The sequence below is a fragment of the Mesonia algae genome, from assembly GCF_003253545.1.
Classification (GTDB): Bacteria; Bacteroidota; Bacteroidia; order Flavobacteriales; family Flavobacteriaceae; genus Mesonia; species Mesonia algae.
This window is the reverse complement of sequence record NZ_QKYV01000007.1, coordinates 123,040-135,657: the sequence shown is the minus strand read 5'-3', so window position 1 is coordinate 135,657 and position 12,618 is coordinate 123,040. Positions and strand designations below refer to the sequence as shown.

Genomic DNA, 12,618 nt, shown 5'->3' with positions numbered 1-12,618 from the left:
TAGTGAAGGCAATCCTTATTACTCTTCTAACTTAATATCTAACCCTAATCCTTTTAATTCGTGCATTAATACGTTAAAAGATTCTGGCAATCCTGGTTCTGGCATTGGCTCTCCTTTTACGATTGCTTCGTAAGTTTTAGCTCTACCAATTACATCATCAGATTTTACTGTTAAGATTTCACGTAAGGTAGCAGAAGCACCGTATGCTTCTAATGCCCAAACTTCCATCTCTCCAAAACGCTGACCTCCAAATTGAGCTTTACCTCCTAATGGTTGTTGTGTGATTAACGAGTAAGGTCCTATTGAACGAGCGTGCATTTTGTCTTCAATCATATGCCCTAATTTCAGCATATAAATAATTCCAACAGTTGCTGCTTGATCAAAACGATCTCCTGTTCCTCCGTCATATAAGTAAGTATGTCCAAATCTTGGAATACCTGCTTCATCTGTAAGCTCATTAATTTGATCTATAGTAGCACCATCAAAAATTGGTGTTGCATACTTTTGACCTAATTTTTCTCCGGCCCAACCTAAAACAGTTTCATAAATTTGTCCGATATTCATACGTGAAGGTACCCCTAATGGGTTTAACACGATATCAACTGGAGTTCCATCTTCTAAGAATGGCATATCTTCTTGACGAACGATTCTTGCAACAATACCTTTGTTACCGTGACGTCCTGCCATCTTATCACCTACTTTAAGCTTACGCTTTTTAGCGATATAAACCTTAGCTAATTTTATAATTCCAGAAGGTAATTCATCTCCTACAGAAATCGTAAACTTCTCTCTTCTTAAGTTACCTTGAAGATCGTTTTCTTTAATTTTATAGTTGTGAATTAAATCTGCCACTAATGCATTGGTATGGTCATCTGTAGCCCAAGTACCTTGCGTTAAATGCGTATAATCATCTACAGAGTTTAACATTTTAAGTGTATACTTTTTACCTTTTGGTAAAACATCTTCACCTAAATCGTTCTTTACTCCTTGTGCCGTTTTTCCTCCAACGATAACAAACAACTTGTCGATTAATTCATTTTTAAGTGTCTCAAACTTAACTCTGTACTTATCTTCAAGTCTTGCAATATCTTCTTTATCTTGAGCTCTCTTACGCTTATCTTTAACTGCTCTAGCAAATAACTTTTTGTTAATTACTACACCATTTAATGATGGAGAAGCCTTTAAAGAAGCATCTTTTACGTCTCCAGCTTTATCTCCAAAAATAGCACGTAAAAGTTTTTCTTCTGGAGTTGGATCTGATTCTCCTTTTGGAGTAATTTTTCCGATAAGGATATCACCAGGTTTAACCTCTGCTCCAATACGAATCATACCATGCTCATCAAGATCTCTTGTGGCATCTTCTGAAACGTTAGGAATATCATTAGTTAATTCTTCATTACCTAATTTAGTATCTCTTACTTCTAAAGAGTACTCATCAATATGAATAGACGTAAATATATCTTCTCTTACTACTTTTTCAGAAATTACAATCGCATCCTCAAAGTTATACCCTTTCCAAGGCATAAAAGCTACTTTCATATTTCTACCTAAAGCTAATTCTCCAGCTTCTGTAGCATAACCTTGACAAAGTACTTGTCCCTTAGCTACTCTATCGCCTATGCGAACAATTGGCTTAAGGTTTACTGATGTACCTTGGTTAGTTTTTCTAAATTTAATTAGATTATAAGTTTTAGAATCAGATTCAAAACTTACCATTCTTTCTTCCTCGGTACGGTCGTACTTTATAGTTACTTTTTGCGCATCTACGTATTCTACTGTTCCATCTCCTTCTGCATTAATCAATACACGTGAATCTGAAGCTACTTGACGCTCTAATCCTGTTCCTACAATTGGAGAATCTACTCTCAATAATGGTACAGCTTGACGCATCATGTTAGATCCCATCAATGCACGGTTGGCATCATCATGTTCTAAGAACGGAATTAAAGATGCCGAAATAGATGATATTTGATTAGGAGCAACATCTGTAAAATGAATCTCTTTAGGATCTACTACAGGAAAATCTCCTTCCATACGAGCAATTACCTTATCGGTATTGATCGTACCATCATCTGTTAACGGAATATTTGCTTGTGCAATTAATTTTCCTTCTTCTTCTTCAGCAGAGAAATAAACCGCTTCATTAGTAATATCAATCTTCCCATTCTCCACCTTACGGTAAGGAGTCTCAATGAATCCCATTCCGTTTACTTTTGCATAAACTGAAAGAGATGAAATTAAACCAATGTTTGGTCCCTCTGGAGTTTCAATAGGACAAAGACGACCATAGTGTGTATAGTGAACATCTCGAACCTCGAAACCTGCTCTTTCTCTAGATAGACCTCCAGGCCCTAATGCAGATAGACGACGCTTGTGCGTTATTTCTGCCAATGGGTTGGTTTGATCCATAAATTGAGAAAGCTGGTTGGTACCAAAGAAAGAATTAATTACAGAAGAAAGTGTCTTCGCATTAATTAAATCTATAGGTGTAAACACTTCGTTATCACGTACATTCATACGCTCACGAATTGTTCTTGCCATACGAGCTAAACCTACGCCAAATTGTTGAGACAATTGCTCTCCTACAGTTCTAACACGACGATTAGAAAGGTGATCGATATCATCTATCTCTGCCTTTGAGTTAATTAACTCAATAAGGTATTTTATAATAGTAATGATATCTTCTTTGGTAAGCACTTGCTTATCCATAGCAATATCAAGACCTAATTTTTTATTCATTCGGTAACGCCCAACTTCACCTAAATTGTAACGTTGGTCTGAGAAGAATAATTTATCAATAATTCCTCTAGCCGTCTCTTCATCTGGCGGCTCTGCATTACGTAATTGTCTGTATATATGTTCTACCGCTTCCTTCTCTGAGTTGGTAGGATCTTTTTGTAAAGTATTGTGAATAATAGCATAATCACCAGTAGAATTATCCTCTTTATGTAAAAGAATAGTTTTCGTACCAGTTTCTAAAATTTCTTCGATGTGATCTTTTTCAAGTTCAGTATCACGATCTAATACAATTTCATTACGCTCAATAGAAACTACCTCTCCTGTATCTTCATCTACGAAATCTTCATACCACGTATTTAAAACACGTGCGGCTAGTTTTCTACCTAAAACTTTTTTAAGTCCAGACTTAGAAACTTTTACTTCTTCTGCAAGATCAAAAATTTCTAAAATATCTTTATCTCTTTCAAATCCGATAGCACGGAAAAGAGTGGTAACAGGTAATTTTTTCTTTCTATCGATATAAGCGTACATTACACTATTAATATCGGTAGCAAATTCTATCCAAGAACCTTTAAATGGAATTACTCTAGCAGAATATAATTTAGTTCCGTTAGCATGGAAAGACTGTCCAAAGAAAACTCCAGGAGAACGGTGTAGTTGAGAAACGACAACTCGTTCAGCTCCGTTGATACAGAAGGTACCACTTGGAGTCATATAAGGAATAGTACCTAAATACACATCTTGCACGATAGTTTCAAAATCTTCATGCTCAGGATCGGTACAATAAAGCTTTAACCTAGCTTTTAAAGGCACACTATATGTTAACCCTCTCTCAATACATTCTTGAATTGAATAACGTGGAGGATCTACGAAATAGTCTAAAAATTCTAATACGAACTGATTACGGGTATCCGTAATAGGGAAATTTTCCATGAAGGTATTGTATAATCCTTCATTCCCTCTTTCTTCTGATTTTGTTTCTAATTGAAAAAAGTCCTGAAATGATTTTATCTGGATATCAAGGAAATCCGGATAATCAGGTCTGTTTTTAACAGAAGAGAAATTCAATCTTTCAGTTTGCGTTTCTAACATCTATGGACGGAATTTGAGGTTTTTAATATTTGAGGCCACATCAAAATATCAAAAGCCTAATTAAATATAAAAAATGTTTGCGAATAAACGCCGCGTATAAATACGCAAAATGGTTTAGACCTTCAAGCCAAAGCTTGGAGGTCTAAACCTAAATAATATTGCTTGTTAAGCTTACTTAAGCTCAACCTCAGCTCCTGCTTCTTCTAATTGAGATTTTAATGCCTCAGCTTCGTCTTTAGCAACACCTTCCTTAATTGGAGCTGGTGCACCATCTACTAAACCTTTAGCGTCTTTTAATCCTAAACCAGTTAATTCTTTAACTAATTTTACAACTGCAAGTTTAGAACCTCCAGCGGCTTTAAGGATTACATCAAACTCAGTTTGCTCTTCAGCAGCATCATCACCACCAGCGGCTCCACCACCAGCTACTACAGCAGCAGCTGCAGGCTCGATACCATATTCTTCTTTTAATATATCAGCTAACTCGTTTACTTCTTTTACTGTTAAGTTAACTAATTGTTCTGCGAAATCTTTTAAATCTGCCATTTTCTATCGTTTTAAAATGTGTAATTTGAATTATAATTGTTAAAAAGTGCGTACGTTTTATCCTTCTTTTTCAGAAAGAGTCTTAAGAATTCCTGCAATTTTACCACCACCTGACTTAAGTGCTGATACAACATTTTTAGCAGGAGATTGAAGCAATCCAACGATGTCTCCAATAACTTCTTCTTTAGACTTAATGTTAGAAAGAGTTTCTAAATACTCATCTCCTACATATACAGCCTCATTAATGAAAGCTCCTTTTAAAAGTGGCTTTTCAGCCTTTTTTCTGAATTCTTTGATTACTTTAGCTGGTGCATTACCAGTTTCTGCAATCATAATTGAAGTATTGCCTTTTAAAGTTGACGGTAAGTCACCAAAATCCTTTTCGGTTACTTCCATGGCTTTAGCCAACAATGTATTTTTAACTACCGATAACTTAACGTTAGCCTTAAAACAAGCTCTTCTTAAGTTAGAAGTCGTCCCAGCATCTAAACCAGAAATATCTGCTAAATAGATGATAGATGTATCAGTTAACTGGGCAGTTAAATCTTTTATTACTTGTGATTTTTCTTCTCTTGTCATAATATCTAATTATTGCTCAGTAAACCTTTTTGTATCAATCTCAACACTTGGGCTCATAGTACTAGACATATAAATACTTTTAATATAAATACCTTTAGCTGCCTGAGGTTTCAATTTTACTAGCGTAGTTAATAATTCTCTTGCATTTCCTGCAATTTTCTCTGCATCAAAAGAGGCTTTACCAATTCCTGCGTGTACAATACCAGTCTTATCTACTTTAAAGTCGATTTTACCTGCTTTTACATCAGAAACTGCCTTAGCAACATCCATAGTAACTGTACCAGTTTTTGGATTAGGCATTAAACCTCTAGGACCTAAAACTCTACCTAAAGGACCTAATTTACCCATAACACTAGGCATGGTGATGATTACATCAACATCAGTCCAACCACCTTTAATTTTATCTAAGTACTCATCTAGACCAACATAATCTGCACCAGCATCTTTAGCTTCTTGCTCCTTATCTGGAGTTACTAAAGCCAACACCTTTACATCTTTACCAGTTCCGTGTGGAAGTGTCACCACACCTCTAACCATTTGGTTAGCTTTACGTGGATCTACATTTAAACGAACTGCTAAATCTACAGACGGATCGAAGTTTACGTTAGATACTTCTTTTATTAAAGCAGAAGCTTCAGCTACAGTATAGGTTCTTGTAGAATCTATTTTTGACTGAACTTCCTTTTGCTTTTTTGTTAATTTTGCCATTTTTACTTTCTTTTTGGATTAAAATGGTGCATCACCTTTTACTGTTACTCCCATTGAACGTGCAGTACCAGCTACCATTTTCATAGCAGACTCGACAGTAAACGCATTTAAATCTTGCATTTTATCCTCAGCAATAGCTCTTACTTGATCCCAAGTTACGCTTGCTATTTTCTTTCTATTTGGCTCTCCCGAACCTTTCTTTGTTTTTGCTGCTTCCATAAGTTGAACAGCCGCTGGAGGAGTTTTAATTACAAAATCAAAAGACTTATCTTTATATACTGTAATTGCAACTGGTAATACTTTACCAGCTTTATCTTGGGTTCTACCATTGAATTGCTTACAGAATTCCATGATATTTACTCCGGCAGCACCTAAAGCAGGTCCAACTGGTGGCGACGGGTTTGCCGCGCCTCCTTTTACTTGTAGCTTTACAACCTTACTTACTTCTTTTGCCATTTCTTAAAAATTTAGTTTGAATTATTTTTAAAGTGGAAGCATTAACAATAATTCTAATATATATATGTAACAATTTATATTTTCTCAACTTGCATGTAGCTCAATTCCAATGGTGTCTTTCTTCCAAATATTTTCACCATTACCTCAAGCTTGCGTTTTTCTTCATTCACCTTCTCCACAGTACCATTAAATCCGTTAAACGGACCATCGACCACTTTGATAGTTTCTCCTACATTGTAAGGAATAGCCACACTATCTGCCTTAACAGACAACTCATCTACCTTACCTAACATTCTATTAACTTCTGATGTTCTTAACGGAACAGGATCACCTCCCTTTGTCTCGCCCAGAAAACCAATTACTCCATTAATACCCTTTATAATATGAGGTATTTCCCCACCTATATTAGCCTGAACCATTATGTATCCAGGGAAATATACTCTTTCTTTATTGATTTTTTTTCCGTTACGGATTTGAATAACTTTCTCCGTAGGAACCAAGACTTGCTCTACAAAATCTTCTAAACCTTGATGAGCTATTTCTTTTTCTATATAATCCTTAACTTTATTCTCTTGACCACTTACAGCACGAACAACGTACCATTTTTTCAAATTCCCTTCAGACATATCGCTAGTTGATTCTTAAGATTTTACCCATTCAAAATATTGCTCGATCGCAGAACTAAAAACGGTATCTACACCCCATATCGCTAAAGAAAATAATACTGAAAAAACAAGCACAATAACCGTAAGCCTCTGAGCCTCTGCATAAGGAGGCCAAGTTACGTGGTTTTTTAACTCGTTATAAGACTCTGAAATATAATTTACGATTCCTGCCATGATTATTTTATTTGCACGGGTTGAGAGACTCGAACTCCCGACACCTGGTTTTGGAGACCAGTGCTCTACCAACTGAGCTAAACCCGTATCTATAAGCCAAGGTGTTTCGAAAACCGAAACACCTTAAACTTATAATATATATTCAAAATTAGTCTAAAATTTCAGTAACCTGACCAGCACCTACTGTTCTACCTCCTTCACGGATTGCAAAACGAAGACCAACATTCATTGCAATAGTTTGGATTAACTCAACAGTAATAGTTAAGTTATCTCCTGGCATAACCATCTCTACTCCATCAGGTAAATTAATAGTACCTGTAACATCTGTAGTTCTAACGTAGAACTGAGGACGGTAATTATTATGGAATGGAGTATGACGTCCACCTTCTTCTTTTTTAAGGATATAAACCTCAGCTTTAAATTTAGAGTGAGGAGTTACAGATCCAGGCTTAGTAATTACCATACCTCTAGAAATCTGAGACTTCTCAATACCTCTTAATAAGATACCTGCGTTATCTCCAGCCTCACCCCTATCAAGGATCTGACGGAACATTTCAATACCAGTAATAGTAGAAGTTAATTTCTCTGCACCCATACCGATGATCTCAACTGGATCTCCTGTATTTGCAATACCAGTTTCGATACGACCTGTAGCAACAGTTCCACGACCTGTAATAGAGAATACATCTTCAATTGGCATTAAGAATGGCTTATCAACATCACGCTCTGGTAACTCGATCCAAGCATCAACAGCTTCCATTAATTCTAAAACTGTTTTTGTCCACTTATCATCTCCTTCTAAAGCTCCTAAAGCAGATCCAGAAACAACAGGTCCATTATCACCATCATACTCGTAGAAAGAAAGTAAATCTCTAACTTCCATTTCAACAAGCTCTAATAATTCTTCATCATCTACAAGGTCAACCTTATTTAAGAATACAACAATTCTTGGAATACCAACCTGACGACCTAAAAGGATGTGCTCACGAGTCTGAGGCATTGGACCATCAGTCGCAGCAACAACTAAAATAGCACCGTCCATTTGAGCAGCACCAGTAACCATGTTCTTCACGTAATCGGCGTGACCAGGACAGTCAACGTGTGCGTAGTGACGATTTGCTGTAGAATATTCAACGTGAGAAGAGTTAATTGTAATACCTCTCTCTTTCTCCTCTGGAGCGTTATCAATCTGATCAAAAGCACTAGCCTCTGAATAACCAGCATCTGCCATTACTTTTGTAATCGCTGCTGTTAAAGTTGTTTTTCCGTGATCTACGTGTCCAATTGTACCTATATTCAAGTGCGGTTTGGAACGATCATAAGTTTCCTTTGCCATAATTAATACTTATTTAATCTTAGTTATATATTAGTGTTCAATTTTATACAATACAAAAAAACAACAACCCGAAAGTTTTGTTTACGAAAAGCAAACGCCTCACAAATAGAGCCAACGACGAGAATTGAACTCGTGACCTCTTCCTTACCAAGGAAGCGCTCTACCCCTGAGCTACGTCGGCATAAAACTTATTTTTGCTTTATGCAAGTTAAGCCCCATCCCCACCAAGTTGCCTTAGTGAAAATAGAGCGGGAGACCAGGTTCGAACTGGCGACATTCAGCTTGGAAGGCTGACGCTCTACCAACTGAGCTACTCCCGCATTCCAAAATTTTGCATTCTAAACTTAATTTTAAATTAAGTTTTTAGTGGGGAGAGCAGGATTCGAACCTGCGAAGACGTAGTCAGCAGATTTACAGTCTGCCCTCGTTGGCCGCTTGAGTATCTCCCCATTGGTTTTTTAAATAAAAAAAACCTTCAAAATTTCATAGAACAGAGCCGATGGAGGGACTCGAACCCACGACCTGCTGATTACAAATCAGCTGCTCTAGCCAGCTGAGCTACATCGGCATCTTTTACTTTTTCTATTTTCTAAAGAACTACCGCTTTTCTAACGGAATGCAAATATAGAGGAGTTTGTGAATTACACAAAATATTTTTGCGTTTTTTTTCATCTTTTTTTTGAATAAAAAAACATCTTATTGATTATCAAAATATTAGTCAAAATTATTTTTCACTTTTATTTCTAGGATGCGATTTCCCATATACCTTTTTTAGACTATTAATGTCATTATAGGTGTAAACCTGAGTAGAAGCCAAACTATCATGCCCCAAGAGTTCTTTTACTTCTTGTAAGTTAGCACCATTGGCTAATAAATGGGTTGCAAAAGAATGTCTTAATACGTGAGGACTTTTTTTTGTTTTAGTAGATACTAATGAAAACACTTCATTAATCTTCCTATAAAGCAACGTAGGATAGACCTTTTTAGCTTTTTCTGTTAAAAAGAGAACATCTGTTTGTTTAGATAAGCTCTGTAAAAGTTTTTCTCTAAAATTTAAATACACCTTAATGCTATTTACAAGAGTACCAATTATAGGAACCACTCGTTCTTTATTTCTTTTTCCTATGAATTTTAAAGTTCTATTTTCCAAATTTAGATTGCCTAAGGTTAATGAAATCACCTCTGCCCTACGCATACCTGTAACATACAGCAACTCTATTAACAATCGGTCCCTTGAAGTTTGAAAAGAATCTACCTCTATTAATTGAAGTACCTCTTGAATCTCTGATTTAGAAAAAGGAACTTGAATTTTTTTAGAAGTCTTTAGCGCTTTATGTTTAACCAAAGGAGAGACCTTAATTGTTTTTGTTTTAAGTAAAAATCTATAAAAAGCATTAAGTGATGAAATTTTCCTATTGATAGAGTTGTTAGAAATACCCCCTTCAGACAACTCTATAATCCAAGTTCTAATAATAGAGTAATTAACGTTTTTTAATTCACTCTCTTGAAACTGACTTTCAACAAATTTTCTAAATTTTAATAAGTCGTTTTGATAGGCAATAACCGTATTCTCTGAATAGTTTTTCTCTAATCTTAAATACTCTACAAATTTATCTATGGATGCCATATAAAAGAATTGACCATAAAGTTACTTACTTTATGGTCAATTTTTGGATTTTCGAAAAATTAAATATTCTCTTGATCTCTTAGCTCCTGAATGTATTGAGCTTTTTGAATTTTCTCTCTATTTGTAACAGAAGGCTTTATGAATTCTTGTCTAGATCGTAATTGATACATCGTTTTCGTCTTATTAAACTTTTGCTTGTAACGCTTTAACGCTCTTTCAATATTTTCACCGTCCTTTATTTGTACTATCAACATCTATTTACCACCTCCTTTCTTTAAAAATTTGCGCAAATATATTATTTATTGAGAATGTAGACTACAAACTTTTTAAAATTATGATATCGCAAATATTTATTATCTATAAAAAAAGACCCAACCATTGGCTGAGTCTTTTTTTTTTAAATTCCGTGGCAACGAAAATAATATTATTAATTTAAGTTGCTAGTTTGTACTTTATTTTGTCGATAATCATTTTAGCGTAGAAAAACGGAATTTTCGCCAAAACGATTCTCTCTAATCTAGGTTGCTGGTTTATACTCTTTTTTGTCGATAATCATTTTGGCGTAGAAAAATGGAATTTTCGCCAAAACGATTCTCTCTAATCTAGGTTGCTGGTTTATACTCTTTTTTGTCGATTATCATTTTGGCGATAATCTCTCTAAGAATTTCAGAAGTACCACCTCCTATTGGACCAAGTCTACTATCACGAAGCATTCTAGCTAATGGATAATCTTCCATATAACCATAACCTCCTAAAAGTTGTAGACAGTCATATATACCTTGATCGGCAATTTTTGTAGAAAGTAATTTAGACATACTCGCCTCTTTTACTACATATTCACCTTGATTTAGTCTTTTTGCGATAGAGTAATTAAACTCTTTACACATCTCTACTTCACTTGCAATATCGGCTATTTTATGTCTTAAGGCTTGAAATTTATCTATAGATCTACCAAAAGCAGTTCTTTCACTCATATACCCTAAAGTATACTGCAATGCATGTTCTGTTCTTGCATGTGCATTAATACCCATAATCAATCTCTCTAACGCAAAGTGCTGCATAATGTATGGGAAGCCTTGACCTTCTTCACCCATTAGGTTTTCAGCAGGAATTCTTACATCGGTGAAAGAAATTTCTCCAGTATCTGAAGCTCTCCAACCCAACTTATCTAATTTTGTAGAAGCAATACCTGGTGTATCTCTGTCCATTACAAAAATACTCATTCCCTTATTTCCTAATTCTGGTGAAGTCTTCGCTGCTACTACCAAGTAATCTGAATAGATTCCATTAGTAATAAAAGTTTTTGAACCATTAATAATATAAGAGTCACCATCTTTTACTGCTGTACTTTTCATACCTGCAACATCAGATCCGCCGAAAGGCTCTGTAATACAAAGGCAACCTATTTTTTTACCTTCAATACTTGGAGTTAGATATTCTTGCTTTATTCTCTCATCTCCTTCTTTGTTTAAGTGCGTCATCGCTAAGTAAGCGTGCGCCCACATTGCTGCTGCAAAACCTCCAGAATTGATCTTTTGTAATTCTTCTAAGAAAATAACTGTATAGAAAAGGTCTAACTCTAAACCTCCATATTTTTCTGGGTAGTTGATACCAAAGTAACCCATTTCTCCAAACTTCTCCCAGATGAACCTTTCAATAGTACCTGTCTTCTCCCACTTATCCAGATGAGGCACCACTTCTTTTTGTAAAAAATCTTTAAGACTTTGCCTAAAAAGTTCGTGTTCTTCAGTAAAATACATATTATTCATTTATTTATACTTTTATTGACTTTTTAAAAATTAAAAAGCCCTTTTATCATTAATTACTCAATGGTCAAATATAATTGTATTCTATCTATTTTATGACTAGGAAAACCATCTATTTTTATTAATTCTTCAAAAGTTGTGATTTTTTCATTCAATTTCCTATAATTAATTATTCTTCTCGCAAGTTCGTAGTCGAAATAAGGTATTTCAGTTAACTGAATAACTGTAGCAGAATTAATATTTAACAGTGTAGGTTTATTTTTAGTCTTTACCGTAAACTTATCTAAAAGGTTTTGCTCTGTCTCGTAAGGCAATCCGTAAATATCTTTAATTTGAATATCATCAATAAAACCTCCAATACGAACTCTATATCTAATAATTCGATTAGATAAGGTCTGCCCTATTCCGTTAACGGAAATTAAATCTTTTTCCGTAGCGTGATTTAAATCAGATTTTAAATGATGAGGAGTGGCACCTCTTTTATGCGAAGTATTTTTCTTGTTTTCTTTTACCCATTCTGGAAATTTAAAATAAGGTGATATGGTATTGAGCAACGAATCTGAAACCTGAGTAACTTTTTTAAAATCTTGAATGGAATTGATCCATTTATTTTGTTCTCTGTATTGATGAAGCCTGTCAATTTCATCCAAGCTCATTCCTAAAGTATAACCTTTGTGATCGCTTATATAGTTAGGATTAAAAGGAAAGATTTTAAATTTTTTCTTTGTTTTTGCTTCCGCTAAGGAATCTATTTTATGTTGAATTAGCTGAGCTTGCTCATCTTGTACAATTTTATTTTCGGGAAGAGGAAAAAGAGTGTCTTGATAACAGATTCCTATAAAAATCAAAACAATAACTACCCAAAAGAACAAAATCCCATTTCGTTGTTTTTTATTTAAACTGAAATGGGATTGTGTTTTCATATGTTAT

The 12,618-nt window shown here is 35.0% G+C and carries 12 protein-coding genes and 5 tRNA genes; all 17 read right to left on the bottom strand.

Translation table 11 applies throughout. The features are described from left to right. Window positions 1-18: 18 nt before the first annotated feature. Window positions 19-3,831 carry a DNA-directed RNA polymerase subunit beta gene (rpoB, locus tag LX95_RS12540; protein ID WP_111541798.1) on the bottom strand — a complete coding sequence of 1,271 codons (3,813 nt, stop codon included), beginning with the start codon at window positions 3,829-3,831 and terminating at the stop codon, window positions 19-21. A gap of 171 nt (window positions 3,832-4,002) precedes the next feature. Continuing rightward, a complete protein-coding gene (gene rplL / locus LX95_RS12535; RefSeq protein WP_111541797.1) occupies window positions 4,003-4,377 on the bottom strand; it encodes a 50S ribosomal protein L7/L12 in 375 nt (124 codons plus the stop codon). Window positions 4,378-4,434: 57 nt separating this feature from the next. Then, window positions 4,435-4,956, bottom strand: a complete 522-nt coding sequence (gene rplJ / locus LX95_RS12530; protein ID WP_111541796.1) for a 50S ribosomal protein L10 — start codon at window positions 4,954-4,956, stop codon at window positions 4,435-4,437. Between the two features lie 9 nt (window positions 4,957-4,965). Beyond that, complete coding sequence (rplA, locus tag LX95_RS12525; RefSeq protein WP_111541795.1) at window positions 4,966-5,664, bottom strand: 50S ribosomal protein L1; 699 nt, start codon at window positions 5,662-5,664, stop codon at window positions 4,966-4,968. 18 nt (window positions 5,665-5,682) lie between these two features. Next, complete coding sequence (gene rplK, locus LX95_RS12520) at window positions 5,683-6,120, bottom strand: 50S ribosomal protein L11 (protein ID WP_111541794.1); 438 nt, start codon at window positions 6,118-6,120, stop codon at window positions 5,683-5,685. A gap of 74 nt (window positions 6,121-6,194) precedes the next feature. Then, the gene (gene nusG / locus LX95_RS12515; protein WP_111541793.1) at window positions 6,195-6,746 is read right to left on the bottom strand and encodes a transcription termination/antitermination protein NusG; all 552 of its coding nucleotides are present in this window, start codon (window positions 6,744-6,746) and stop codon (window positions 6,195-6,197) included. A 15-nt stretch (window positions 6,747-6,761) separates the two neighbouring features. After that, window positions 6,762-6,959 (bottom strand): preprotein translocase subunit SecE, encoded by a 198-nt coding sequence (gene secE, locus LX95_RS12510; RefSeq protein ID WP_111541792.1) that lies wholly within the window; start codon window positions 6,957-6,959, stop codon window positions 6,762-6,764. Between the two features lie 14 nt (window positions 6,960-6,973). Then, window positions 6,974-7,046: transfer RNA gene (locus tag LX95_RS12505), tRNA-Trp, on the bottom strand. Window positions 7,047-7,107: 61 nt separating this feature from the next. Continuing rightward, window positions 7,108-8,295 (bottom strand): elongation factor Tu, encoded by a 1,188-nt coding sequence (tuf, locus tag LX95_RS12500; protein ID WP_111541791.1) that lies wholly within the window; start codon window positions 8,293-8,295, stop codon window positions 7,108-7,110. Between the two features lie 109 nt (window positions 8,296-8,404). Then, window positions 8,405-8,476: transfer RNA gene (locus tag LX95_RS12495), tRNA-Thr, on the bottom strand. A gap of 66 nt (window positions 8,477-8,542) precedes the next feature. Continuing rightward, window positions 8,543-8,615, bottom strand: a tRNA-Gly gene (locus tag LX95_RS12490). Between the two features lie 47 nt (window positions 8,616-8,662). Further along, window positions 8,663-8,744 (bottom strand) — tRNA-Tyr (locus LX95_RS12485). A 45-nt stretch (window positions 8,745-8,789) separates the two neighbouring features. Beyond that, window positions 8,790-8,863: transfer RNA gene (locus LX95_RS12480), tRNA-Thr, on the bottom strand. 156 nt (window positions 8,864-9,019) lie between these two features. Continuing rightward, the gene (locus tag LX95_RS12475) at window positions 9,020-9,922 is read right to left on the bottom strand and encodes a tyrosine-type recombinase/integrase (protein WP_111541790.1); all 903 of its coding nucleotides are present in this window, start codon (window positions 9,920-9,922) and stop codon (window positions 9,020-9,022) included. Between the two features lie 59 nt (window positions 9,923-9,981). Continuing rightward, on the bottom strand, window positions 9,982-10,176 hold the full coding sequence (rpsU, locus tag LX95_RS12470; RefSeq protein WP_111541789.1) for a 30S ribosomal protein S21: 195 nt from the start codon (window positions 10,174-10,176) through the stop codon (window positions 9,982-9,984). Between the two features lie 348 nt (window positions 10,177-10,524). After that, on the bottom strand, window positions 10,525-11,691 hold the full coding sequence (locus LX95_RS12465) for an acyl-CoA dehydrogenase family protein (RefSeq protein ID WP_111541788.1): 1,167 nt from the start codon (window positions 11,689-11,691) through the stop codon (window positions 10,525-10,527). 53 nt (window positions 11,692-11,744) lie between these two features. Beyond that, window positions 11,745-12,611 carry a ComEA family DNA-binding protein gene (locus tag LX95_RS12460; protein ID WP_111541787.1) on the bottom strand — a complete coding sequence of 289 codons (867 nt, stop codon included), beginning with the start codon at window positions 12,609-12,611 and terminating at the stop codon, window positions 11,745-11,747. Between the last annotated feature and the right edge of the window lie 7 nt (window positions 12,612-12,618).